This is a genomic window from Pseudonocardia oroxyli, assembly GCF_900102195.1.
In the GTDB taxonomy this organism is placed as follows: Bacteria; Actinomycetota; Actinomycetes; order Mycobacteriales; family Pseudonocardiaceae; genus Pseudonocardia; species Pseudonocardia oroxyli.
This window is the reverse complement of sequence record NZ_FNBE01000029.1, coordinates 1-24,332: the sequence shown is the minus strand read 5'-3', so window position 1 is coordinate 24,332 and position 24,332 is coordinate 1. Positions and strand designations below refer to the sequence as shown.

Genomic DNA, 24,332 nt, shown 5'->3' with positions numbered 1-24,332 from the left:
GCCCCCGGCTTAGCAATCCAGTTCATCGCCGTATTGACGATACTGTTCGGATAACTACTGATCGGCGTATTCAGAGTGAACGTCAGAACCTGTCCAGACGCACTCATGCTCGCCACCTGGGAAGCAGCGGAGCGGTTGTTGGCGAGCGTCTCCGGCGCCTGCATCCGCTGCCAATTGAACTGCACCGCGGCCGCATCGAACGGAGTACCATCGGAAAAAGTCAGCCCATCGCGGAGCTGCAGCATCCAGGTCTTGCCGCCATCACTGGTCGACAGATCCTTCGCCAGACCGTAGTCGTACTGCCCACTACCTGTATCGGCCAATAAATAGCCGTACAAGGAATTCCCCACGAGTGCAGTAGCCCCAGCATTGTTCACCAATGTCGCCGGATCCAGAGTTCGCGGCTCTACCAGTTGCGTCAGGGTCAACGACCCACCTGATTGAGGCGTGCCGTCAGAGCCACCCGCACTGTTCCCACCATTGGCCGACCCGCAGGCAGCCAACAACAACGCAGTAAGGCCGAGCCACACTGCTCTCCAGCGCCATTGCGACATGCGCCTATATCCTCTCACCTACATCGTCAACCGGGACAACACCGCCTCGGCTGCAACCTCACACGGAAAAGTCTTGAGGCTACTCATTCGATCTGGTTCACCACGCGGCGAGCGATGCCTCCACTCGCCTGCCAATGACACCGCTCTCCTCGAGCGCGTCAACCTGGTCAACTGTGTAGCCGAGTTCGGCGAGGATCTCGGCGTTGTGCTCACCCAGAAGCGGAGCCCGCCGGCGGTGCCATTCTTCAGGTCCACTCTCGAAATGAACAGGGTAGGTGATGATCGGCAACGTCCCCATGACCGGGTGCTCGACCATCTCATACAGTTTCCGGTCCACAAGTTGCGGAACCGTCGTCAGTTCATGCATCTGCAACCACGGCGCGCAAGGAATTCCGACGGACCTCACGGCGTCGACGACCTCGGCGGCGGTGCGGGACCGCGTCCAGCCTGTGATCGCCTCATCGATACGGTCGTGTTCGCTCCTCCTTCCGTCGACGGTGCACAGGGTGTCATCTCGAGCAAGGTCCTCCGCACCGATCAGCGAGCAGAGCGCGAGCCACTGATCATCGGTCTCCACGCTGATGGCAACCCAGTCGTCGACAGGTAGATCGGCGAACGGACGTTCGGCGTCGAGGACCCGGTAAGACCCTTGCGGGGCGGCTGTCCAGGAGCGATTGGCGATTCGGCCGAGAAGTCGACCGCTCGAGGAATGCTCCAGGACCTGCTCCGCACACACGTTGATGCCGGTCGTGAACTGCGGCACCTCCAACAGGACGCCCTCTCCAGTGCGACGGCGGTGTTCAAGAGCAAGCTGGATGGCGAAGGCTGCATGAGTACCGGCGGTGGAGTCCATCGATCCGCCACCGAGATCGGGCCGGTCATCGGGAAAACCGGTCATGAACGCGACGCCGGAAGCCTGCTCAATGGTGGTGGCATAGGCAAGGCGATCTACCCATGGGCCGGAAAGGCCAAACCCGGGGGCGCGCACCACGATGAGATCAGGCTTGATAGATCGAAGCGACTCATAGTCGAAACCCCATTGCGGCATGACTCGCGTGCTGAAATTGTCAATCACCACGTCACTCTGAGCAATCAGCGCCCGAGCGATCTCGCGTCCCTCAGCCGTAGAGAGGTCGACAGCGAGGTCACGTTTGTTGGTGTTCGTCGCCGAGAAGCAAGGGCTGGCTTCCCACCACCCCTCGCTCATGTCGTGTTTCAGAGTGGCATTACGGTAACCGTCGGGACGCCTCGGCGACTCGACGTGGATGACGTCAGCACCCAGCATCGCGAAATAGTGGCCGATGATCGGGCCGGCCCAGAATGCGGTGAAGTCGGCGATGCGCAGCCCCTCGAACGGCAGAGACCGAGTGATTCCTGTTGGTGTGGGGAGTTTGGGCGTGATGGTCCGTTCTCGCGCCGCCGCGGTGTCCTGGCCCAGCTTGGGCGGGGACCCGAAGGCTCGCCGCGTGACATTGCCGTGGAATGTGTAGGGCACCTCGGGATGGGTGAACCCCGCAGGGTGCTGCAGATACCACCCCCGGGCGACGGTCTGCTCAAGCTTCGGAACCGTCTCGCCGTTGGCGACCGGGGCGACCGGTAGCCGAAACAGCGCGGCCAGTTCACACACGTCGTCGGTCGAGCGCTCCGCAGTCCACTCGTCGACAATGGTGGTGATCTCACGGGCACGCTTGATGCGTTCGATGTAGCGCGTCAGGCTGGGATCTTCGGCCCACTCGGGACGACCGATCATGGCCGTGAAGTCCTGCCATTGCTGACCTGTGGTGATCTGGAATCCAACGTAGCCGTCGCGGCTGGGATGGATACCGGGAATGGCGCGCACGCGCTTCGTCCGGGGGGGCACCCCAGTAGCGGCCAGTTTCGTCGGGAAGAACTCGGCCTGGGTCAGGTGCAGAGCCTCGAGGACCGAGACATCGACCAACTCGCCTACGCCGGTGACGCGAGCCCGAGTGTACGCAGTGAGCAACCCTTGGGCCGCGAAGACGCCGGCGATCCAGTCCCCGTAAGACCCGCCGACAGCAAGGGGCTCGCGGTCAGCGCGACCCCGCGAGATACCCCCGGCAGACATCGCCTGCAGGGTGAACTCGTTAACCGGCGCCGCCGGCTCGTTAGTCAACCCAAACGGCGTGATGGCGACGATGACGGCTCGAGGTGCTAAGCGACGCAGGGACTCGGGTGCGAACTCCTCGCGCGAGCCGACTCCCGGTCCGGCCGACCAGATCACAGCGTCGGCGCCTCGCACGAGCTTCTCGACCAGTTCTCGGTCGCCGAGAATCTCGCCATCGGCGACCACGCTCGCCTTGGACAGCGCCAGGAACTGGAAGAGCACACTCCCGGTGTTGATGTCCGGGGCCGGGTCGTCAAGCAGGCGTCGGTGTCGCAGAGGGTCGCCCTCAGGCGGTTCTACCTTGATCACGTCCGCGCCGCCGTCCACCAGCAGCTTTCCGCAGTAGGCACCGGCAATGCCCGACGAGAGATCCACGATGGTCAGATCCCCGCCAAGTGGCGTGGGCAAGGATGGGTCCACCCTTTCGGTCACGGTAGCGAAGCTCCTCAGGGTCGGGAACAGATCGTCGTTGTGGTGCCGAAGCACGGTCACCGGGGCGGGAACGTGTTTCACGTCCTGCTGCAGACTTGGAAGGTAGGCTGCATCACACCCTGCTGTCTAGTCTCCGGTACGCCTTTCGAGAACGGGTCGTCCTGACTGACATCTCCCGCGTGGTCGCCATGTTCACCGCGTGTGCTCGATGCCAGACGGGACGCGTCCAACGACGACCGCCCTGGACACGCGAGCACCCTGCCTGATGATCGCGAGTCGCCCACGCGAAGGCACCGCGCACGTCAGGAGTGCCCATCTGATGGCCGGGATACCTCTCGTCGGCCAGCCGCCGCGGCGCCGAAGAGTGATCAGGGTGTGGGGTGCCTGCGGGCCGTCATGGCCTCAACTCCTCGCGCCCGAGAATGCCGTCCACGGCGATCGAATCGACGCCGACTCCCCCGCAACCGGCGGCGGATCCAGGCGGGACTTCGTCCGGGACGGTCGGGGCGATCCGCTGCTGGCCGGGCCATGTCGCTGTCGGCTCTGAGAAACCGGAATCGCTCTTCTGCGATCTATATGACTACCTTCGCCCCTGGGAAGCTCGCTCGCGGCAGGTGAAGATCGTGTTGAGCGATGATGTTGCGGAACACCTCGACAGTCCCGCCATAGATGGTCGTACCTTGGGCGAATCGATGAGTGAAGTCGATGTCACCCTCGTGCCCCAGGGCACCGTCGGCGCCGGCCGAAATCAGGGCCTCTGTACCCACGAGGTCCATCAGCTGCGCCGACTGCTCGATCATCACGTCACCGATCTTGACGCGCCCCAGCGGGCCCGGAGTGCAGACAGCCAGCTCGATCTCGGTGGCCGCCCGACCCAGTCGCTCGAGAACCGCAGCATCGGCCAGGGGGCCGCTGCCGTCCGGCTTGGTGGAATCCCGAGCCCAAGCGACAGCGACGTCCAACGCAGTCTCCAACGGGCGAAGGTACTGGCGGAGACTGGACAGGTCCTCTAGGACGTCCCTCCCCGGCCCCAGGCTGTGCTCCTTGTCGAGTGGCCCGCGCAGCACGGTCCATCCGTCGTTGACCTCACCCAACCGTTGATCGTCGGAGACGCGTACGTCCCCGAAGAAGACGGCATTGGTTCGTTCCCCGCCGTAGGTCATGATCGGCTGGATCTCGACCCCCGGAAGGTCCAGAGGGACCAGGAACATCGTGAGACCCTTGTGTTTCGGGAGATCAGGGTCGGTCCGTGTTATGACAAAACTGTACTGACAGCACTGCGCCCCGGTGGTCCACAGCTTCGAGCCGTTGACTATCCAATGGTCGCCGTCTCGCACAGCACGGACACGGGCAGCCGCGATATCCGACCCCCCGTCTGGTTCGCTGTACCCGAGGCAGAATCGCACGGAGCCGTCAGCAACCCCGGGCCCGAGCCTCTCTCGCAGCTCCCGGGAACCGAAGCGTTCGACCGCCGCCCAGACCAACCGTGTGGTCCCGAGCCCGATCCTCGGCACCTGGTACCGAGCAAGCTCCAGCTCAAGGATGCGACGACACACCGGATCAAGACCGGCCCCTCCGTCCTCGACAGGCCACTCCGGCATGACCCAGCCATGCCTCCCAAGCGCCAGGTGAACCGGCACCGAGATGCCGTCACCTGTGGCCCGCTCATGCTCATGTACTTCGTCGGTGACGACTTCGTCGAGCAGCGCGCGCACTGTCCGCTGAAAGATCTGCTGGTCTCTTGTGAGCTCAACCAAACTGAAGTCCATCGTTTCTCTCTCCGTCCGCGGGTCTCAGGCAGCGCCTGCGATCACCGAGCCGATCTCGCGCAGGTTCGCGCTTGTGCTCCCGCCGAGCAGGCTCCAGCCCTTCGCGCGGAGGAAGTAGAGGCTGATGTCGGCCTCCACCGAGAAGCCGAGGCCACCGTGGACGTGGGCGGATGCCGAGGTCCCGTGGGTGGCGGTACGGCTGGCGGCATCGAACGCCATCAGCGGTAGCTCCGGCCGACTGCCCGGCTCGTGTTGCGCATACCAAGCAGCCTTCCAGACGAGGTGCCTCGTGCCCCCCACTCCGACCGCAATGTCGACGAGTGGGAATGAAATGCCTTGCAAGCTGCCGATCGGGACACCTAGTGTTCGGCGCGTCTTCGCGAACTCCACCCCCAGACGCAAGGCCGCGTCAGCCATGCCGACCAATGCTGCTGCGGTCAGCAGTCGCCATTCGGCAACCGCGTCGGTATGGATCGCTCCCGCCTTCGCACCCGCTGCTAGAACGGTCCGGTCGTGGCCGTCCGTCGGGCGCCACCAGGCCAGCGGAGTACAGCCTTGATTGGAGACGTGGGCCCCGGGACCGTCTGCGCTCAACAGGACGAGCTTGTCGTCGAGGAGCGCCACGACGTGGGTGGCGACAGCGGCATCCGGGACGAGCTGGCGCGCACCGCCTGTAACAGGCGCATGGGCGAGAGTCACCAGGAAATCCCCTCGCGCTGCAGCGGAGATCAAGGAGGCTGGCGCACCTGCCCGCTCGAGCATCCGAGTTGCGACGACATGGCTGATCAGCGGCACGGGTGCGAGGACACGCCCCAGTTCTTCGGCGATCAGCACAAGGTCAACCAGCGTGGCGTCGTCCCCGCCCGCTGTTGTCGGCAGCGACATCGAACCGACGCCAAGAGTCAGCAGGCGACCCCACAAGTCAGCGTCGAAACCACGAGGCTCGGCGCCACGCACAGTCTCGGGAGGGCACTCCTTGGCGAAGAAGTCTGCGAAGGCGGCTCTGACTGCCAGCTGATCCTCGTCGAGGGAGAAGTCCTGACTCCGCAGCTCGAAGCGGTCCATGCCGAAGACCTTGTCACACCGTGCCTGGTTATGGAAAGCCTATCTAGATGGGCGCGCGGGAGGGGCGGCCCACGCCGCACCCAGGCTGACAGCTCCCGCCGCCACGTCCGAACCTCCGCCGGGGACCCGTCCCCGCACCGCCATGGGGAGCTCGCTCCGAGGCTCTCATCCCGCGGCCGGTGCTACCGCGCCGTACTGACACGGGTTACGGTAAGGCAATCTGCAAGACTTGGCTTCACACTGCCAGCTCACCCCGTTCTCGATCAGCCGAGCGGGACCACCTCAGTACGCGGCGGGAGATTCTCCGTGACTTTCAAGATCACTAAGTTGTTTCACCTCATTCACATGACAGACGACTTCGCCGCCCTCGACAAGTGGTACGAGGAGGTGTTCGGGGCAGTCCGCTTCACGGACGGGGTACGCGGGTTCCCTTACCTCGACGTAGAGAAGCGCGACGCGACCCTGACCGCCGTCGCCGGGGTGTGCATCGAGCCCCTCGCACCTGCCTTCGAGGTCGAGGGAGCCGACGAGGCCCCCATCGGCCGGTTCTACAGGAAGTTCGGGTCGCACTGGCACTCGATCGCTTGGCACCTCGATGATCCGCTGGACCTGAGCCGACACCTCAAGGACAAGGGAGTCCGCATCTTCGGGCGAGGCGGGACCACCGAGGCCCCGACCGCCGCCGACCCGATATTCACGCATCCCAAGGACACCGTCTGTGCCCTTGAGTTCATGACCCGCGAGGCGGTGTCCCAGCTCCCCGACCCGCGCTACGTCGACCCGGACTATGACTCCATCGACTGGACGACGCGTACCCCACTGGGCCTGAAGGATCTGGGGTACGTCACGGTGACGACGACGGACCTGGACCGGGCGAAGAAGGTGTTCGTGGAGTGGCTCGACGGACACGTTCTGGGTGAATCCACATCGGACCTCACGGGCACCCGTGACGTCTATGTCCAGGTGGGAGAGATCGTCGTCCAGCTGGCCCAGCCCGTCGGGACCGATTCACTCGCCGCCGTCGACCTGGCGAGGAACGGCGAGTCCCTGCACTCGGTCACATGGCAAGTGGCCGATCTCGCGAAGGCGAAGACCTTCCTCGCCGACAAGGGCGTGACCGCTGCCGCGGAGGACGCGCACACTCTGCTGGCGGACCCGGCGGGCACTTTCGGCGCGTACCATCGCTTCACAGACCTCAGCGTTGGGCAACTCACCCGAATCTGACCGACGGGGTGCACCGGACAGCGGACGTGGGCTCGTATCGGGGCCGATGGTCAGACCCGGCGATACAACTGCGGCCGGATCTCGAGCACGTGTGGTGCACGGGCCCAACGCGGGACCACCGACCCATTCGCGGGTGAGATTGAGCCAGCGCGCGACCAGGCCGTGGCGGGCCTACCACTACTTCATCTGCCCGAAGCGCCACAACGACAGCGTCCGCTGCACCCGCCGCGCCGTACGGATCGAACGCGTCGAAGCCGGCATCCAGGACCTCTACACCCGGATCGGGCTGCCCGCCGTCATCGTCCGTAGCCTGCGGCTCAGCGTCCACCGCGAGATGGCCGCCAGCACCGCCGCCGCCCACGAACCCGCCCAGCAGGCCAAGCGGACGCAGGAACGGCTCAACCACGAGCGCGACACGCTCATGCAGGCCTACTACGCCGACGCGGTACCCGGGACCGTGTTCAAGAAGGAGATGGCACGTCTGACCGACGAGATGGTCGCCACCGAGCGGCAGGTCGACACCAGCCGCAAGCAACTCGCCGACGTCGAACAGATCCTGGAGGACGCGCTCACCGTCGCCGCCAACTGCAGCCTGCACTACCAGGCAGCACCGGACTTCGTCCGACGGCAGATCAACCAAGGGTTCTTCGACAAGATCTGGATCAGCGAGGACGGGTCGGTCGAGCGCTACGAGCTGACCGAACCGTTCGCGGCGCTCATGACACACGGCTCTTCCGCAATGAGTCAGGGTTCGAACGGAGTACGGAGTGATCTCCTGGCCAAGGCGGGTGATCTTGGCGGAAACGACAGCACCCCGACCTCTGAGAGAGGTCGGGGTGTGAATGTGATCGATATGGTGGAGCTGAGGGGATTCGAACCCCTGACCCCTTGACTGCCAGGATTCCACGACCCCCTCACAAGCCTCCTACCAGCGACAACACTGACAGAATCCCCCTCTCCAGGCTCCAGAACTCGCACCACGCGCAGGATTTCGCACCACGAGTGGCTCCACGCCCGTGCTTCAGCCAACTCACAGTGTGCATCGGAGGCCCGCCGCGTCTTGTCGCAGCGTTCCTTCAGCCGCGGGTCAACACGATCTTTCCTGACGTCATTCCGGACTCCATCGCCTCGAAGGCGTCGAGCGCTTCCTCCATCGGACCTGACGGCTGATCCGCGGCTCCATTCCCTCCGCGGCCACGAACGACAGGAGATCGATGAGCTCCTGACGAGTCCCCATCGTCGACCCTTCGGGTCTCAGCTGCAGGAAGAAGAGCCTCTGCAGATCGGCGCCAGGGTTGGGGCCTGAGGTGGAGCCACAGCAAACGGTGCAGCCCCAGGCCGCAGAGACCGCATCGAGTGCCCCCAGGTGGCGGCGCGGACCGACTCGAACACGGCGTCCACCCTCGACGGCAGCCGCGCCCCGGGCTCGAACGCGGCATGAGGATTCCTGCGCCGGCAACGCCGTCGCCGAGTCGTTCAACGCCACCCTGAAGCGAGAGTTGTTGCAGAATAACGCGTTCTGGCTCGACGAAATGACCTGGCGCCGGAAGCTGTCCCGATGGCTGACGCGCTACAACACACCCGACGCTGCCACTCCTACTGCCGCTACCAGACCCCGAGCACCTACGAAGCTACCGCCCCGGAAGCCCGCGTAATCCACCCGGGTCCACTGTCCGGGGTCAAGGCCCGGGCTACCCTCATGGACTCAGTGTCCCTGCTCTGCGAGAGGCACAAGCGAGAGTGGCGTGACCGTCGCCGGTCCTTCGGTCCTACCCGGCCTCAACAGCGAACCCACCGCCACGGATATGTTGCGGTGATGGGTGGAGGGAGGGGCGCCGTCGGCGAGCAGCGCACGGGCTCGCCGGGGAGCTATCGCCGACGACCGTCAATGCGACAGTAGTGGCGCTCGGCCTTTCGGCCGACGCCATCGATTCTGAAGGCGTGATCCACCATGAGCCCGCTCGACCCGCAGAGCCTGATAGACGACCTGGCCAAGACGCTCCGGCGATCGGTCGTCGTAGCCGACTCCGAGATCCGGCTCATGTGGGCCAGTCCGCACTACGGGGACGAGGACGGAGCGCGCGTTAGCGCAATCCTGCAGCGACGAGCCAGCCCGGACGGGGTTCGCCACATCCTCTCGCACGGTCTCGTCGAGTGGAAGTTCCCTGGAGTCGTCGAGGCGTCACCAGCTCTCTCGATGAATCGCCGGCTTGTCTATCCACTGCGCCACGATGGTCGCTTGCTGGCCGTTCTCTTCGTGATCGACGCTGACGACAGCCTCACCGCCGACGAGGATGAGCTCATCCGCAGCGTGGGGGCGAGACTCCAGGAGCCGGTCCGCCAACTACTGGCCGAGCCCGACGACGGGGACACACGCCTCCACGGGACGATCTGCCGTCTCGTGGATCCCGATCCCGATACTCGATCCGCAGCCGCGGTGGAGGCACGCGCGCTCGGGATGTCGGAGAGGTCGGCTGTCACGGCATTCGCCGTCATCGACAGTCTCGGACAGGAAGTCAAGGACGGACGTGAACAGGCGCTGTTGGTGGGCGTACTGCGCTGCATGTCGCTGCGGTGGGCCGTCGTCGTGGATCAACGCGTCCTCGCCATCGACGGTGGCGATCGCGCGACCCGCTTGGCCCGCGCTCGGGCGGGCGTCGCCGGCACCGCAGGCGGCGGGTGCAGAGTCGTGGCCGGCTGCGGCGGGCGCGCGGATCTCCACGATCAGGTGGGCTCGTACGAGCAGGCGGACCGCGCGTTGCGCGGGGCAGCCATGATCCCCCAGATGGGAGAGGCTCTCGGCGAGTGGGAGTTGGGAGCATATCGAGTGCTGCTACAGCTGCCAGACTCCGCGCTGCGGAGAAAAGCTCTCCCGGACGAGATCCGCCGCCTGCTCGACGATCCTCGCGCAGACCAGCTATTCGACTCCTTAGAGGCGTACTTGGACTGCGGCGGATCAGGCACCGAAGCGGCCAGACTGCTCCACGTCCACCGCACCTCGCTCTACTACCGGCTCCAACGCATCGAGCAGCTCACCGGCTCTGATCTGGCCGACGGCATGTGTCGTCTCCACCTGCACCTCGGTGTCAAGCAGGCACGGCTCGCGATGGCGGCGGAGCGCCGAGCCGATACCGAGGTGACCCACACGCCGAACCGCCTTCGACACACGTAGCAAACAAGCACAGAGGTACTCGTCGCCTGTCTGTGGCCGCCAGGTGTTTACACGATGCAGTCTGTGACGACAATCCCTCCAGTGCCGAAGGAGCGCGCGTGGCCACCACCGACAACCGCATCTCGATCTATCAGCCTTCTCAGGAAGGTCTGAAGTTTCCCGTCCCACCTGTATTCGACCGGGTCGAGGACGAGCGTCTCCACCGCAAGCAGCGGCTCGCAGCGGCTTGCCGAATGTTTGCCGACTTCGGCTATTCCTACGGAATCGCTGGACATCTCACTGTCCGCGACCCCGAGCACCCGGAATTGTACTGGACAAACCCGTTCGCAGTCCACTTCGGCCAGGTTCGAGTGTCCGATCTTATTCTCGTGGATCACGACGGAATCGTCATCGAAGGGCGCCACGCCGCCAACCGTGCCGGTTTCGTGATCCACTCAGCTATTCACAAGCACAATCCCGAGATCATCGCATCGTGTCATGCCCACACCGTGCACGGCGCGGCATGGGCGGCCATGGGCAGACCACTCGACCCCATCTCGCAGGACGTAGCCATCTTCCTCGACGACCATGTCGTCATTCGAGAGGAGGCGGGCGCCATCGTCGTCGACGACGATGCCGGGGACTCTGTCGGCGCGGCATTCGGTGACAACAAGGCGGCCATCCACCAGAACCACGGGCTGTTCACCGCCGGACGACACAGCATCGATGAGGCCGCGTGGTGGTTCGCCGCACTGGATCATGCCTGCCGTGTCCAGCTCCTGACCGAGAACGCTCGAACCGAACCAGTGCACATCTCACACGACGCCGCGCTTCACACAGCGAAACACGCGGGCACCCCTTTCATGGGCTGGCTCCAATTCCAGCCGATCTACGACAGGCTCGTCGCCCAGCAACCCGGCCTGCTCGACTAGCGCAGCACCAACAATGTCGAACAATGCGGTTCGCGCCCAGGTTCTGCGCAAAGTTTCGTGGCGGTTGATGCCGTTCCTCATCGTGCTTTACCTGTTCAACTATCTTGATCGAATCACCCTCGCCGTTGTCGGACCGAACGGCATGAACGACGAGCTCAACCTCTCCGCCGCGGCGTTCGGATTTGCGTCGGGAATATTCTTCGCCGGATACCTCTTGCTCGAAGTGCCGAGCAACATCGCCCTTCACCGGTTCGGCGCAAGGAAGTGGATCGCTCGCATCGTGTTCAGCTGGGGCGTGGTTGCGAGCCTCACCACATTCGTTCCGAATGCTGAGGCTCTGTACGCCCTGAGAATTCTACTCGGCATGGCCGAGGCAGGATTTGCCCCCGGAGTGCTGCTCTATCTCACCTACTGGTTCCCGAGACGAGTCCAGGCGCAGGCGATCGCCACCTTCGCAGTCGCCATCCCGCTGTCCTCCGTTGTCGGAGCACCGCTGATGTCTTGGCTGGTGACGAGCGGTGACGGTTGGTTCGGACTACCAGGATGGCGGGTCACGATCCTGCTGACCGGCTTGCCAGCGATCGTTCTGGGAATCTTGTGCTGGTTCGTCCTCGCCGACCGCCCTGCATCCACCTCATGGCTTACGAGCGCTGAACGCGACCTACTTGAGGCGGAGATCGCAGCAGACCAAGCGGTGGTGCAGAGCCAACACCGAGTGAGAGATGCCTTAAAGAACAGGTCTGTCTGGGTACTGGCGTCCGTCCTGTTTACGATTCTATACGGGATGTACGCGATCGGATTCTTCCTGCCCACGATCATCGCAGGTTTCCAGGAGCAGTTCGCCGTATCCTTCTCCACCGTGCAAGTGGGCTTCCTCACCGCAATACCCTACGCTCTGGCCGCGGGGGCCATGATCATGTGGGCGAGGCGAGCAGATGCCCGCCGAACTGTGGTGGTACACGCTGCGGCCGCTTCTGCCCTGGGGTCGGTCGGCATCGGGATCGCTGTGGTGGCGAGCAGCCCGCTCATGGCAATGGTGGGGGTGTCCCTCGGCGCGATGGGCCTTCTGTCGGCCCTTGCGACCTTCCTCGCCGTGCCCGCCAGAATGTTCACTGGCGTCGCAGCAGCCGCCTGTCTGGGCCTGGTCAATACCGCGGGAAACCTCGGGAGCTTCGTTGGCCCCTTCGCCACCGGGTGGATTCGAGATCTCACTGGGACCACAAAGGCAGGACTCCTTCTGATCAGCGCGATCCTCATCATCGGTGCAGCGGTGCTGGTCCTTCGCTTTCGCGAGCTTGACCGAATAGCGACTGGAGATATCAGGGGCGGCACGCGAGAGATCGTGGACTCCCACTCTGAGCCCGAGTCGCCGAGCTGACTTTCTCTGGGTTCCGCTGAGAGCCTCGGCTTCGAGACGAGGAGATGAGTGGCGCAGAGGTCGGTCACTGGGCGAACCGACCTCGCGTCGCCACTCCCACGGACGATCCGCGCCCTGCAAGCGCAGCTGGCCCACGGACACGGACCCGTGAAACGGGGTAGGTGAGCAACTCGGTTACAGAGTCGAGTCGGTGCGCTGTGGATCAACCGGGTCGACACAAAGGTGGGCACGCCCCCGCGTCAACCTCGACGAGACTGCTCACCTCCATAAACTCGAGCAGCAGATCCGCGAGCTGCGCCAGGCGAATGAGCCATCCGACGCTACTTGACGTCAGGGAACGCCGGTTCTCGATCCGACGTATGGAACGGGCCGGGTCAGGGTGGCTGCCGTCGAGACCATCGCGTACAAGCTCGGTGCCGACACCGCCCCGACGACCGCGTCGTCGGCACCGGGTCTGGCAAACGGATTCATGCCGATCCGTCAGGCCCGCCTTGAGCGCGCCTCGCTGTGCTTTTCTGAATCAGCAAGCGCACCAGAAACGACAGACGCGGTCCGACGTCGTATCAGCGGCCGAAGTTCAGACCTTGACCTAAGCTCCTTCGGGGCTCGCCGAATCGCGGCCGAGTCCCTCGCGGTCCAGCTCGGCGAGCCTGCACACGACAACGGACCGAGACAACCCGGTGAACGAGCGGGCGTCCAGACCAGTCAGCCTCTCCCATCGCTCCAGGCGGTAAGTGACGCTGTTGGCGTGGAGGTGAATGTCGGGCGCGGTCGCCGCCACGGACATGTCTGCTGCTGCGAAGGCCAGCACGGTCTCAGCCAGGTGCGGGTTCGCCGCGGCCACCTCGACAGCCGAGGCGAGCAGTACGCCCAGCCGCGCCCGCTCGGCGAGCACGACGGCCTCGTGCCAATCCCGGGTGAACGTCCGGACGGGAAGCCGCGCCGAGGTGCAGGCCAGCACCAGTCGGGCGTCTCTGAGACTCTCCCGCGCACCGGCGGTTCCCGACCGCGTCACTCCTACCCCCCAGCGCCCTTTCAGCGGCTCCTCGAGCAGACCACGCGCCAGGACCTCGTGGACCCGTTCGCCCTGGGTGACCATCTCGAGCCCACCGCCCGCCACCACACGGCTGATCACCGCGGCGCCGAGATACGCTGACAGCGCCGTCACCCGAGGTGCCGCGCTCCCGGCGATGGCCGGTTCCGGCTGCCAGACCAGACCGGTGAACCCTCCGGCCGGCTCGAACCCGAGCCGCGCCGCGATGACCGAGGCCGCAGACTGCTGCGCCGGGTCGTCGACACACTCCAGAAATCGGTGTGCGAGGGCGATCCGATCCCCATCGATCGCTCGGGCGACCCGGCTGTGCGCACCGGCCATCGCAGCCGTCGTCTCGCGAACCGCGTCGAACATCAGTGTCCCGATACGCGGGAGCAACTGGGTTGTGGGGGGCGCCATCCGCGCGACAACGGCCTGCCAGATCGCCGCGTCTGCCGTCTGGTAGGCCGCGATCAGGGCGTCGATCGGTACACCGAGCGAGGCCCGTTCGGTGGCCAAGTCTGTGGCTGTCTCAAGCTCGCCCGCGTTCAGCCCGCGTTGACCCGCCAGTGCGTGCAGGCGGTTGCACAGCTGCAGCACGACCGCGCGGTGATGCTCTGACTCCGGCACCACGGCGTACACGGGCAGGGCGGCACGAATGGAGTTTGTGACAGTCGTGGCGATGGTGGAGATCTCTTTCTCCAATGTGCGACAGACCCGTTCCACCGCCGACCAGTCTTCGTCATCCTCACGAATCAAGAAGACCTCCGGACCTGGGAGAATCGAAGAAGACACCCTCGAAATAAGAGCTCACCATGTCTCAGTGTGACGATTACGCCGAAGCACTGCACACCCTGGAGACCGATAACGACTCCCACTACGGTCTCCACCCAACAGTGCACCACTGCATGACCGCCCCGATCTGCTCAACGGCGAGGCGGCCCTGTCAGACTTTCCGCCCTAGTCCGCTTACCGTGCGCGCTAGACCAGACGACGGCGTGGTGGGAGCCTGATGCAGCAAGGCCCCGATCCGGATCAGGCCACCGATGTCGGACACTTCACCTGGAAGCGCCCAACGCCCCAGCTGCGTCCCGGTTGGGATGGACTGGACGGGCCCCCGGCACTCGCGAGGAATACTTGCCGAGATTCCTGGTTGGGGGGCCGGGGTGGTGTCCCCCTCCATCCCGGCACATTGAGAACCAACCCGTTCTGGGGCTTCGTTGTTGTAGTAGAGATCGCCGAGCGAATCTCCTCGCTGTCCGAGATCGTGAACGCTCAAGAGCGGCGATAACGGGCTGCTCCGGGAGGTCGTCCCAACCGTGTCGCCGCCGTCCCTCTGATCAAGGTGGACGGCCGAAGGGTGTTCTTGTTCGTGCCGCACCCTGGTGACCGGAGCTTCACCGTTCGTCAGTTCCGTAGTAGCTCCCATAAGTTGCCCTGATGACCTTCTTGTCGATCTTTCCGACGCTGGTCCGGGGGATCTCGTCAACGACCTGGAAGGCCTCGGGCAGTTGCCAGGACGCAAAGGCGCCCGAGAGATGCGCGCGCAGATCGGCCAAAGACACCTCGTGTCCGGCCCGGGGGACGACGAGGACGAACGGCCGTTCCTGCCATTTCGGGTGGTAGAGACCCACCACAGCTGCCTGCGCGACGGACGGGTGGCTCATCAGCAGGTTCTCCATGTCGATCGAGGAGATCCACTCGCCGCCGCTCTTCACGACGTCCTTGAGCCGGTCGGTCACCTTGAGGTACCCGTCAGGATCGATGGTGCCGATGTCCCCGCTGCGCCAGTAGCCGTCGAGGAACCGGTCGGCGGCCTCGGCGGCCGGCATGTTGTGGTACCCGGTCGTGACCCACGGCCCGCGCATGCAGATCTCTCCCTGCGCGATCCCGTCCCAGGGGACGTCCTGGCCCGCGGCGTCCACGAGGCGGATGTCGACCAGCGGCGTCGGAAGCCCCTGCTTACGCCTGAGCTCGACAAGCTCGTGGTCGGACAGGCGAGCGCGCAGACCGGGCTTCGACCAGTTCATCGTCACCAGCGGGGTGGTCTCGCTGGCACCGTAGACCTGCAGCACCTCCGCCCCGGTCAGGTCCCGGAATCCCTTCATCAGCGCAAGCGGCGGCTCGGTTGCGCCGGACATCATGCGTAGCCGACGCAGGTCCGGCTTCTCCTCGAGGGTTCGGATGTGGTCCAGCATCGGCCCGAAGATCGCCGGAGCGCCGTTGGCGACGGTCACGTCCTCGGCGATGAGCGCATCGGTCAGCGCCGCGAGGTCCTCGGCCCCGTAGCGGCCGGGCAGGACGATCTTGTTGGCGGTCAGGGTGGCCGCCTGCGGCAGGCCCCAGGCCTGGACGTGGAACATAGGGGTGACCAGCATGGTGCAGTCATCGGGCGACATCCTCAGCGCGGTCGCGAGCGCATAGGCGTGCAAGCAGATCGCACGGTGCGAGTAGTAGACGCCCTTGGGACGACCCGTCGTGCCGGTGGTGTAGCAGGCGCCGTAGGCGGAGCGCTCGTCGATCTCCGGCCAGTCGAAGCCCGGTTCGGCAGCGGCGAGCAGGTCCTCGAAGTGGTGGGCGTTCGGCAGGGTCGTCCTGATCTGGTCCCACGGCTTGTCGGTCATCACGACCCACGTCCGCACACCGGGCAACATCGGCGCCACAGCTTCGGCGACCGGCAGGAGCGACTCGTCGACGCAGATGATCGAGCTCCCGCTGTCATTGACGACGAAGGCGAGATCCTCGGGGCCCAGGCGGAGATTGAGCTGCACCATCACCGCGGCCAACCCGGGGACGGCCCAGTACAGCTCGAAGTGCCGGCGGCTGTTCCAGTCCAGGATCCCGACACGAGTGGCGGGCCCGGCGCCGAGCCCGGCGAGCGCTGAGGCACACCGAGCGATGCGCTCGAAGGCGTCGGCGAACGTGTAGCACTCCCAGCCACCCTCCGTGGTCCGGTAGACGATCTCCTGATCGCCGTGCGTCCGAGCGGCGTGCCGGATCAGAGTGGTCGTGTTGAGCTGGACGTCATCGCCCATCGTGGACGGGTATCCGGTCACGACGGGGCGGGTCGGGGCGGGCACGCGGGGCTCCTTCGTCAAGAGGTGGGCAAGGGCGGAAGCGGCGGAAGCAGGCCCACCACCGGGACGTGCCCGTCGGCGACGTCCCGGTGGCGGCGGCACCGGCTCGGTGATGCGGCTCAGGTGGGATGCGGAATCTTGAACGGGAGGATCGAACCCGCGTCGACGACCATCGTGGTTCCGGTGGTGTACCTGGCCTCCTCCGACGCCAGGTGCAGGACGGCATTGCTGATGTCGCGAGGCTCAATCCAGGGAACGTCCAGTGCGTTCATCCACCTCATCGACGCGGCCGCCTGCTCGCGGGTTGCACCGTCGATACCGCCCGTGAGCAGCTTGTACATCGAGTCGTTCGCGACCCCCGGGGTGTCGACGGTGCCCGGGTGCACCGAGTTGACCCGGATGTCGTGCGGAGCCAGCTCGACGGCCAGCGACCTCATCAGTCCGGTGACTCCGTGCTTCGCCGCGACGTAGTGGCCGACGCCCGGGAGCGCGACGAGCCCGGCACCCGAGCTGATCAGGACAACCGAGCCGCCCTGCCCACGCTCCACCATCGCCGGCACGGTGGCCTTAACCGTCTTCCACACCCCGGTCAGGTCGATGTCGATCACGGTCTGCCAGGCCTTCTCGTCGATGTCGAGCGCAGGCCCCGGGCTCGCGACTACTCCGGCGTTGGCCACCACGATGTCGATGGGGCCGAGCTCAGCCACCCCCTGCCGGGCGGCTTCGGTGAGCGCTGCCAGGTCGCGGACGTCAGCCTTGAGGGCTACGCACCGTCGATCACGGGCCTCGACCTCCTTGACCGTCTGAGCCAGGTCAGCCTCGGCGGGTAGCCCGTACAGCACGGTCTCCACCTGCTCACAGAGATCAATCGCGATGACGTCGGCCCCCTCCTCGGCGAGCCGAACGGCGTGCGAGCGCCCCATCCCCCGGGCCGCCCCGGTGACGAAGGCGACCTTGCCGTCTACACGTCCCATGTCCTCCTCCTTCTCACGTCGGTCGTGCGGACCGCGTCGACGGTCCGGCTCGAGCAGCTCAGGCGGGATGCGGGATCTTGAAGGGGAGCAGCGAACCTCCGTCGATGACCATCGTGGTCCCGGTGGTGTACCTGGCCTCCTCCGAGGCCAGATACAGCACGGCGTTGCTGATGTCGCGGGGTTCGGTCCACGGGATGTCCAGTGCGTGCAGCCCCCTCATCGCTGCGGCTGCCTGCTCGCGGGTCGGGTTCGGGAGGCCGTTCGTGAACGCCCGGTAGGTCACCTCGTTCGCGACCATCGGGGTGTCGACCGTGGCCGGGTGCACCGAGTTGACCCGGATGTCGTGCGGGGCCAGCTCGACGGCCAGAGATCTCATCAGTCCGGTGACCCCGTGCTTCGCGGAGTTGTAGTGGGCGACGTGGGGAAGCGCGGCGAGCCCGGCGCCCGAGCTGATCAGGATCACCGAGCCGCCCTGTCCACGCTCCACCATCGCCGGCGCGGTGGCACGGACCGTCTTCCAGACCCCCGTGAGGTTGATGTCGATCATCGTCTGCCAGGTCCGCTCGTCGAGTTCGAGCACCGGGCCGGCGCCGGCGATCCCTGCGTTGGCGACCACGATGTCGATGGGGCCGAGCTCGGCCACTCCCTGTCGGACGGCTTCGGTGAGCCCCGCCAGGTCGCGAACGTCTGCCTTGAGCCCGACGCACCGCCGACCGAGCGACTCGACCTCCTTGACGGTCTGCTCGAGGTCCGCCTCTCCGGGAAACTCGTACTCGATGGTCTCCACCGGCTCGCAGAGATCGATCGCGATGATGTCGGCTCCCTCCTCGGCGAGCCGGATGGCGTGCGAGCGTCCCATCCCCCGGGCTGCCCCGGTGATGAAGGCGACTTTGCCGTCGACGCGTCCCATGACCTTCTCCTTCGTCCCTCGTTCCAGCGCGGACCGCGTGGTCGGCGCACCCTGCAGATCTGCCCGGTCGCGACGGGGCAGAGCCGATCGGGACGCCGGTGTCACCGGCGTCCCGATCGTGGTCCGGTGTCAGACCCGCTGACCGGACCTGGCGCTCGCGGCCACGAACCGACCGACCGCCTCGTAGATCTCGGCGACCCGTGGCACGACCGCGCTCATCCCGAAGACGCCATGGATCAGTCCGTCCAACCGGTGCTGCTCGACCGGCACCCCGGCGGCCCGCATCGCGCGCGCGTAGTCCTCGCCCTCGTCCCTCAGCGGGTCGATCTCGGCGGTGATGACCAGCGCAGGCGCCAGACCGGAGAGATCGGCCACTCGCCCCGGTGCAGCCTGCGGCGTCACGTCGTGACCGGCCAGGTAGGCGCCCCACATCAAGTCTCCGGCAGTTGCCGAGACCACGGGCCCGTCGGCGAACTCCTGCCGAGAGACGGTATCCGCAGCGGGATCGATCGCGGGGTACATCAGAATCTGCCCGGCCAGCGGGATTCCGGTGTCCCGGGCGTGGACGGCGACCGACGCCGCCAGATTCCCGCCCGCGCTGTCGCCCATCACGACGATGCTCCCCGGGTCGCCGCCGAACTCGGCGATGTGCTCGTACGTCCAGCGCAGTGCCGCGACGGAGTCGTCGTACGGGGCAGGGAAGGGGTGTTCGGGCGCGAGCCGGTAGTCGACCGAGACGACGATCGCTCCCGTCCGCTCGGCGACGCTGCGGCAAGTGTTGTCCACGGCGTCCACCGAACCGGCGATCCAGCCACCGCCGTGGTATTCGACGATGACGGGTCGGGGCTCGTCGGTCGTCTCCCCCGGCACGTAGACCCGCACGCGCGGGTCCTCCAGGTTCTCGACGCGCATGTCGGGGCCAGGAATCTGGAGCATCGCCATGGCCTCGAACTGCGCTCGGGTTTCCTCGACCGTGCACAGCTCGAGCGGCTTGTAGTCCGGGTTCAGCATCCCGGACATCACCACGGCGACAGCCGGATCGAGTCGGACCAGCGGCGGAACCGGCACGGCCGAGCCGTCGATGGAGAAGCCGCCGTAGCCGCGGTCGGTGATCTGGTCGGTGATCGCCCGGTACAGCGGCGCCCCGCCGGGGAAGACGTAGGCGACGCGCGGCTTGCCCACGATGTTGTCGCCCATGTACCAGGTACTGGCTGCCTGGGGCAGAAGGGTCAGATCGACCAGGCCGGAGCACAGCTCCCCCCAGGCCTGCTCGGCCTCGACCGTCGGCTCGATCGTGGTCGCACCCTGCTCGCGCACGTGTCGGATGGCCCCATGGATCCAGTCGACGTGGTCCTCGATCGACAGGGCGTTGTTGTACAGCGCGGTCGCACTCAGCGGGCCGGCGACGACGAACAGGTTCGGGAAGCCGTGCATCTGCAGGCCGGTGTAGCCGCGTGGGCCGTCCGCCCACCTCTCCTCGAGGGTGAGACCGTCACGCCCGACGATGCCGAGCCGCATCAGCGGGCCGGTGAAGACGTCGAACCCGGTCGCCAGGATGACGATGTCGAGCTCGTACTCGCCGGTGGCCGTCTTCAGGCCGGTCTCGGTGAGGCGTTCGATCGGCGAGCTGCTCACGTCGACGAGCTCGACGTTGTCCCGGTTGTAGACCTCGAAGTAGCCGGTCTCGAACGGGGCGCGCTTCGTGCCGTAGGGATGATCGGTCGGACAGAGCAGGTCCGCGGTCTTCGGGTCGTCGACGCGATCACGGATACGGTCGCGCAGGTAGTCCGCGATGGTGTCGTTCGAGGCCTTGTTGAAGAGCAGGTCGCCGTAGGTGGAGGCCAGGATACGGAATCCACCCTTGCCGTAGAACTCGTCGTAGGTCTTCCGTCGCTCCTCGGGAGAGTCCATGAGGGCCGACGGACGTGGCCGCTCGTACGGCGCACCGAGGAAGTTCATCCGGGAGCCGGCCCGGACCTGCTCGTGGTTGTCCGCCAGCCACCGGCGCTGCTCGGGCTCCACCGGCTCGTTGCCGAGCGGGGAGGCGAACTGCGCGGTCCGCTGGAAGACGGTCAGGTGGGCGGCCACCTTGGCGACCTCGGGAATGACCTGGATTCCGGTCGACCCGGTGCCGATGACCCCCACCCGCTTGCCGGTGAGATCGACCGGCTCGGCCGGCCACTCGTTGGTCCGCAGGACCTGGCCGCGGAAGTCCTCCAGACCGGTGAACTCCAGATGCTTGGCGGCGGAGAGGCTCCCGGCGCCCGACACGACGTAGCGCGCCGTGGTCGATGCGCCGTCGTCGGTGCTGACCGTCCAGAACTGTCCCTCGTCGTCCCAGACCACCGAGATGACACGGGTGCGGAACCGGAAGGAACGGAGAAGGTCGTACTTCTCCGCTACGAACTCGAGGTACCGGAGGATCTCCGGCTGCCCGGCAAACCGCTCGGTCCATTCCCAGTCACGCTGTACCTCGTCCGAGAACGAGTACTGGTAGTGAATCGACTCGAAGTCGCAACGAGCTCCCGGATACCGGTTCCACCACCACGTGCCCCCCGGTCCGCCGCCGGCGTCGAACGCCTGCACGTCGAGTCCGAGCTCGTTGCGCAACTTGTGGACCGAGTACAAACCGGCGAACCCGGCACCCACGACGATGACGTCCTTATCGATCGCCATACGGCCCTCCTTTTCGCACCTCAGTGAGCGTTGTCACGGCGACGCTAGTCGCCGATCCGCCCACGCAACTACGGCCATGCGGTCAGTCGACAGCCGAGAAATTGACCAGATGGCGTATCCTCGCTCGTCGTGAGCGATGTCGACGACTCGGTCCGAGCCGCGACGCGTGCCGTGGCGGAGACGATGCTTCCCGAGCTGCCGGCCATCGGGCGCGAGACGGCCGAGGCCGTCAGCGGGGCCATGCCGGAGCTCGCGCAGCCCCAGGTCGTCAACATGGTGCTCACCGCGTCCCACGCGAACAGCGCCGCGGTTCTCGACGCACTGTTGCGCAGCGTGCGCCTCGACGAGATGGCGCCCTCGCCAGAGGTGATCCTCGCGACCCGCGGCCTCGTACGGGCCAACATCAGCCAGACCTCGCTCGTGCGGGGGTACCAGGTGGGGACCGCACACTGGTGCGACCGTTGGTCTCGCACCGTCGAGCTCAACTGTGCGGACCCCGCACTCGCGCTGCGGGTCGCCCGCCACGGGACCGCGTTCCTGCTGGCCTGGCTCCAGGTCATCACCGAGCGACTGGTCGGCGAGTTCCGCGACGAGGCCGAGCAGGTGATGCGAGAGGGCTCTATGGCAAGGCTGGCCGAGGTACGTCGTGTACTGACCGACGACGATATCGACGTCGTCGCGATGAGCCAGCGACTCGGCTACGACCTGCGCGGGCACCACGTCGCGGTGGTCCTGCACCGTACCGGGGAGGCGGAGACGGCGATGGAGGCCACCTCGCGGACGCTCGCCGGCGCGCTGACCAGCTCGTGGCCCCTGGTCGTCCAGGCCGAGGCCGACACCGTCTGGTGCTGGATCCCCACGCGCGCCGATTGCGCGCTGCCTCCGCCGGGTGCATCAATGTCGGGAGGGCAGGGACGGCCCGGAAAGGGGCTCGACGGGTTCAGGCAGAGTCATCGCCAGGCCCGCGAGGCACTGCGGATCGCCCTCCTCCGTGAACCGCCCACCGACCACGTCCTGCACTTCGACGACATCGAGCTGGTGGCGCTGTGCAGCGGCGACCAGGAGGCCTACCGAACCTTTGTCGACACCGAGCTCGGCGCCCTCGCAGCCGACGACCCGCACACGCAGCGGCTGCGGACCACGCTGCAGGCCTTCTACGAGGCCAACAGCAACTTCAGGGCGACCGCAGCGCGGCTCGGCCTGCACCACAACACCATTCGGTACCGCCTTGACCAGGCCGCGGAGCTGCTCGGGCGGCCCACGACCGAACGACGCCTCCAGCTCGAGCTCGCGCTGCACCTCCACGCATCACCTCAGAACCTCGCCCGCAACCAGGGCCACGGTCCGAGCCGCGCCGGGCCGGGCGACCGCTGACGGAGCCGTCACCGATGTTCGAGAACTGCCATGTGCGCGCTCACTCGGATGCTGGGTGCTGGAGCACGCTCCCTCCGAGCCATCGACCGGCGTGAAGCGCGAGATCAAGGTCACGGTGGGCGTCGGCGATCGGGCGATCCAGGAGTCGCTGGATGACGCCAATGCGGTAGATGACTGTGTTCTTGTGGCAATGGAGAAGTCTCGCCGCGGCCGTCGCGCTGCGGCCCTCGCTCAGGAAGACCCGCAGTGTCTGGCGTAGGTGCGGTCTTCGCGCATTGGGGGAGAGCAGGACGGGGATGTCCATATGACGGCGAACGCCCAGTACCTCAAGGAGCGGTTCCTGGACCGCGGGCACCTTGGTCTCTCGACCGGCCGCGGCTACTACGCGTACCTGGATCCGGCCAACGAGCAGCCCGAATTCTTGTCGGTACCGGATCTCGCCACTGCGGGAGCCACCGTTGATCGTGTGAGGGAGGTACAGCGATGAGCCCCGAACAGTGACAGGAGGCGGCAGATGTGCTGTGGAACGCCGAGGTGACACGCACTCCCATCCGACCCCTCCACGAGCTCTACCCCGACATGACGGTCGACGGCGCCTACGGTGTCCAGCTGCGCAATGTCGACCGCCGACTCGCCGGTGGGGCAACCGTCGTCGGCCACAAAGGCGGATTGCTGTCGAAGGTGATGCAAGATCGGTTGGGTGTGGACGAGCCGGACTACGGGCATCCCCTGAACACCATGGACCACTCCGGCAGAGGGACTGTCGACGTCGGCAACCTCTGCAGCCCCCGTGTCGAGGTGGAGCTCGCGTACGTGCTGCTCGCCCCCTGACGGGCGAGACATGCAACGCGGAGGACGTGCTGTCGGCGACCGCCTACGTGCAGCCTTCGATCGAACTCATCGACAGCCGGATCACCGACTGGGACATCACGATCGTCGCCACCATCGCGGAAAACGCCGCATCGGCCGGGTTCACTCTCGGGCGCGACCGCCGCCGACCTGACGAGCTGGACGTTGCAGGCCTGCAGGCGACAGTCTTCCTCAATGATGCGCCCCGGGACGCATCCCACGGCCCTGTTGTCCTCGACCTCGAGCGCACGCCACTCAGGTACCTCGACACCCTCGGCTTCGAGATACCCGACGACCTTCTCGGCGAGGGGACGCATGTACGGCGTGACGACGGCGACGCGCTTCGCCGACAAAGCGGAGAGCGCCTCGATCAGCGCCCCGGGTGCGAGCCAAGTTCCAACGCGACCAGGTCACCGGAACGACCAGGGTCTATCTGTTGAGGATGCGGTTCAGTGCTGGTGCGACGTCCCGGTGGGTGTGTACCGGGGTCAGGGTGCCGTGGCCGAGGCGGGCGAGGTCGCGGCCGAGGGGGAGGTCGTGTTCGCCGTCGGTCTCGAGGAGGACGTGCAGTTCGGGGAAGCGGCGGGCCAGGTCGCGGGGGTCGGGTCCGGCGTTGTGCACGGCGTCGGTGAGCAGGATCGCGGTGCGTCTGCGGGCGGCGGAGCGGGCGAGCTCGGCGTGGGCGACGGACAGCCCGAACCCGACGTTGGTCAGCCCGCGGGCGGGGATCCGCAGCAGCGTGTCCAGCAGGGCGGTGGGGGTGGCGGGCTCGGTGAGGGTCTTGACGACGGCGGCGTCGGACCAGAAGG

General features: G+C 66.2%; 20 protein-coding genes and 2 pseudogenes. 9 read left to right on the top strand and 13 right to left on the bottom strand.

Going from position 1 to position 24,332, the window contains the following annotated elements:
- The 4 genes from BLS43_RS28275 to BLS43_RS28260 form a co-directional block, all read right to left on the bottom strand.
- On the bottom strand, positions 1-428 hold a 428-nt coding region (locus BLS43_RS28275; protein ID WP_245707899.1), incomplete at its 3' end, for an ABC transporter substrate-binding protein.
- Positions 429-651: 223 nt separating this feature from the next.
- Positions 652-3,192 carry a CaiB/BaiF CoA transferase family protein gene (locus BLS43_RS28270; RefSeq protein ID WP_093089767.1) on the bottom strand — a complete coding sequence of 847 codons (2,541 nt, stop codon included), beginning with the start codon at positions 3,190-3,192 and terminating at the stop codon, positions 652-654.
- Positions 3,193-3,683: 491 nt separating this feature from the next.
- The gene (locus tag BLS43_RS28265; protein WP_093089766.1) at positions 3,684-4,880 is read right to left on the bottom strand and encodes an acyl-CoA dehydrogenase family protein; all 1,197 of its coding nucleotides are present in this window, start codon (positions 4,878-4,880) and stop codon (positions 3,684-3,686) included.
- 24 nt (positions 4,881-4,904) lie between these two features.
- Entirely contained in the window at positions 4,905-5,945 is a 1,041-nt protein-coding gene (locus BLS43_RS28260) for an acyl-CoA dehydrogenase family protein (protein WP_093089765.1), read from the bottom strand.
- 306 nt (positions 5,946-6,251) lie between these two features.
- Between BLS43_RS28260 and BLS43_RS28255 the strand changes: the two genes are divergently transcribed.
- Both BLS43_RS28255 and BLS43_RS28250 read left to right on the top strand, forming a co-directional pair.
- On the top strand, positions 6,252-7,169 hold the full coding sequence (locus BLS43_RS28255) for a VOC family protein (protein WP_218130047.1): 918 nt from the start codon (positions 6,252-6,254) through the stop codon (positions 7,167-7,169).
- A 133-nt stretch (positions 7,170-7,302) separates the two neighbouring features.
- Positions 7,303-8,061 (top strand): hypothetical protein, encoded by a 759-nt coding sequence (locus tag BLS43_RS28250; RefSeq protein WP_093089764.1) that lies wholly within the window; start codon positions 7,303-7,305, stop codon positions 8,059-8,061.
- Positions 8,062-8,245: 184 nt separating this feature from the next.
- Here the strand turns inward: BLS43_RS28250 and BLS43_RS31480 are convergent.
- Positions 8,246-8,639 (bottom strand): annotated as a pseudogene (locus tag BLS43_RS31480) (zinc-binding dehydrogenase); the annotation flags it as partial.
- Between BLS43_RS31480 and BLS43_RS31475 the strand changes: the two are divergent.
- The 4 genes and pseudogenes from BLS43_RS31475 to BLS43_RS28235 form a co-directional block, all read left to right on the top strand.
- A pseudogene (locus tag BLS43_RS31475) lies at positions 8,615-8,802 on the top strand (integrase core domain-containing protein); the annotation flags it as partial. The pseudogenes BLS43_RS31480 and BLS43_RS31475 overlap by 25 nt on opposite strands.
- A 318-nt stretch (positions 8,803-9,120) precedes the next feature.
- Positions 9,121-10,341, top strand: a complete 1,221-nt coding sequence (locus tag BLS43_RS28245) for a PucR family transcriptional regulator (protein WP_093089763.1) — start codon at positions 9,121-9,123, stop codon at positions 10,339-10,341.
- 98 nt (positions 10,342-10,439) lie between these two features.
- Positions 10,440-11,252: a class II aldolase/adducin family protein gene (locus BLS43_RS28240; protein WP_093089762.1), complete on the top strand. Its 813-nt coding sequence runs from the start codon at positions 10,440-10,442 to the stop codon at positions 11,250-11,252.
- 67 nt (positions 11,253-11,319) lie between these two features.
- Positions 11,320-12,630: an MFS transporter gene (locus tag BLS43_RS28235; RefSeq protein ID WP_245707898.1), complete on the top strand. Its 1,311-nt coding sequence runs from the start codon at positions 11,320-11,322 to the stop codon at positions 12,628-12,630.
- Positions 12,631-13,219: 589 nt separating this feature from the next.
- Here the strand turns inward: BLS43_RS28235 and BLS43_RS28230 are convergent.
- The 5 genes from BLS43_RS28230 to BLS43_RS28210 form a co-directional block, all read right to left on the bottom strand.
- Positions 13,220-14,422 (bottom strand): RsbRD N-terminal domain-containing protein, encoded by a 1,203-nt coding sequence (locus tag BLS43_RS28230; RefSeq protein ID WP_143030275.1) that lies wholly within the window; start codon positions 14,420-14,422, stop codon positions 13,220-13,222.
- A gap of 638 nt (positions 14,423-15,060) precedes the next feature.
- Positions 15,061-16,743 (bottom strand): long-chain-fatty-acid--CoA ligase, encoded by a 1,683-nt coding sequence (locus BLS43_RS28225; RefSeq protein WP_245707897.1) that lies wholly within the window; start codon positions 16,741-16,743, stop codon positions 15,061-15,063.
- Between the two features lie 116 nt (positions 16,744-16,859).
- Positions 16,860-17,714 (bottom strand): mycofactocin-coupled SDR family oxidoreductase, encoded by an 855-nt coding sequence (locus tag BLS43_RS28220; RefSeq protein WP_093089759.1) that lies wholly within the window; start codon positions 17,712-17,714, stop codon positions 16,860-16,862.
- Between the two features lie 58 nt (positions 17,715-17,772).
- Positions 17,773-18,624 (bottom strand): mycofactocin-coupled SDR family oxidoreductase, encoded by an 852-nt coding sequence (locus tag BLS43_RS28215; protein WP_093089758.1) that lies wholly within the window; start codon positions 18,622-18,624, stop codon positions 17,773-17,775.
- 129 nt (positions 18,625-18,753) lie between these two features.
- A complete protein-coding gene (locus tag BLS43_RS28210) occupies positions 18,754-21,300 on the bottom strand; it encodes a flavin-containing monooxygenase (protein WP_093089757.1) in 2,547 nt (848 codons plus the stop codon).
- A 129-nt stretch (positions 21,301-21,429) separates the two neighbouring features.
- Between BLS43_RS28210 and BLS43_RS28205 the strand changes: the two genes are divergently transcribed.
- Entirely contained in the window at positions 21,430-22,674 is a 1,245-nt protein-coding gene (locus BLS43_RS28205) for a PucR family transcriptional regulator (RefSeq protein WP_093089756.1), read from the top strand.
- 40 nt (positions 22,675-22,714) lie between these two features.
- Here the strand turns inward: BLS43_RS28205 and BLS43_RS32235 are convergent, their stop codons facing one another.
- Positions 22,715-22,978 carry a helix-turn-helix domain-containing protein gene (locus BLS43_RS32235; RefSeq protein WP_093089755.1) on the bottom strand — a complete coding sequence of 88 codons (264 nt, stop codon included), beginning with the start codon at positions 22,976-22,978 and terminating at the stop codon, positions 22,715-22,717.
- Between BLS43_RS32235 and BLS43_RS30345 the strand changes: the two genes are divergently transcribed.
- Both BLS43_RS30345 and BLS43_RS29715 read left to right on the top strand, forming a co-directional pair.
- Positions 22,979-23,161: a hypothetical protein gene (locus BLS43_RS30345; RefSeq protein WP_093089754.1), complete on the top strand. Its 183-nt coding sequence runs from the start codon at positions 22,979-22,981 to the stop codon at positions 23,159-23,161.
- A gap of 92 nt (positions 23,162-23,253) precedes the next feature.
- Positions 23,254-23,505 (top strand): hypothetical protein, encoded by a 252-nt coding sequence (locus BLS43_RS29715; protein ID WP_143030273.1) that lies wholly within the window; start codon positions 23,254-23,256, stop codon positions 23,503-23,505.
- On the opposite strand, the gene BLS43_RS31805 is transcribed toward BLS43_RS29715, so the two are convergent.
- A complete protein-coding gene (locus BLS43_RS31805) occupies positions 23,391-23,840 on the bottom strand; it encodes a hypothetical protein (protein ID WP_281245880.1) in 450 nt (149 codons plus the stop codon). The two genes, BLS43_RS29715 and BLS43_RS31805, sit on opposite strands and share 115 nt — an antisense overlap.
- A gap of 112 nt (positions 23,841-23,952) precedes the next feature.
- Positions 23,953-24,332: vWA domain-containing protein (locus BLS43_RS28185; protein ID WP_483880051.1), on the bottom strand; the 380-nt coding region annotated here is incomplete at its 5' end.

What these genes read in the sequence shown, in the direction of transcription:
- BLS43_RS28265 (WP_093089766.1), bottom strand. Translation starts at nt 4,880, where the DNA reads ATGGACTTCAGTTTGGTTGAGCTCACAAGAGACCAGCAGATCTTTCAG.
- BLS43_RS28260 (WP_093089765.1), bottom strand. Translation starts at nt 5,945, where the DNA reads ATGGACCGCTTCGAGCTGCGGAGTCAGGACTTCTCCCTCGACGAGGAT.
- BLS43_RS28245 (WP_093089763.1), top strand. Translation starts at nt 9,121, where the DNA reads ATGAGCCCGCTCGACCCGCAGAGCCTGATAGACGACCTGGCCAAGACG.
- BLS43_RS28235 (WP_245707898.1), top strand. Translation starts at nt 11,320, where the DNA reads ATGCCGTTCCTCATCGTGCTTTACCTGTTCAACTATCTTGATCGAATC.
- BLS43_RS28220 (WP_093089759.1), bottom strand. Translation starts at nt 17,714, where the DNA reads ATGGGACGTGTAGACGGCAAGGTCGCCTTCGTCACCGGGGCGGCCCGG.
- BLS43_RS28215 (WP_093089758.1), bottom strand. Translation starts at nt 18,624, where the DNA reads ATGGGACGCGTCGACGGCAAAGTCGCCTTCATCACCGGGGCAGCCCGG.
- BLS43_RS28210 (WP_093089757.1), bottom strand. Translation starts at nt 21,300, where the DNA reads ATGGCGATCGATAAGGACGTCATCGTCGTGGGTGCCGGGTTCGCCGGT.
- BLS43_RS32235 (WP_093089755.1), bottom strand. Translation starts at nt 22,978, where the DNA reads ATGGACATCCCCGTCCTGCTCTCCCCCAATGCGCGAAGACCGCACCTA.
- BLS43_RS30345 (WP_093089754.1), top strand. Translation starts at nt 22,979, where the DNA reads ATGACGGCGAACGCCCAGTACCTCAAGGAGCGGTTCCTGGACCGCGGG.
- BLS43_RS29715 (WP_143030273.1), top strand. Translation starts at nt 23,254, where the DNA reads ATGACGGTCGACGGCGCCTACGGTGTCCAGCTGCGCAATGTCGACCGC.
- BLS43_RS31805 (WP_281245880.1), bottom strand. Translation starts at nt 23,840, where the DNA reads ATGCGTCCCCTCGCCGAGAAGGTCGTCGGGTATCTCGAAGCCGAGGGT.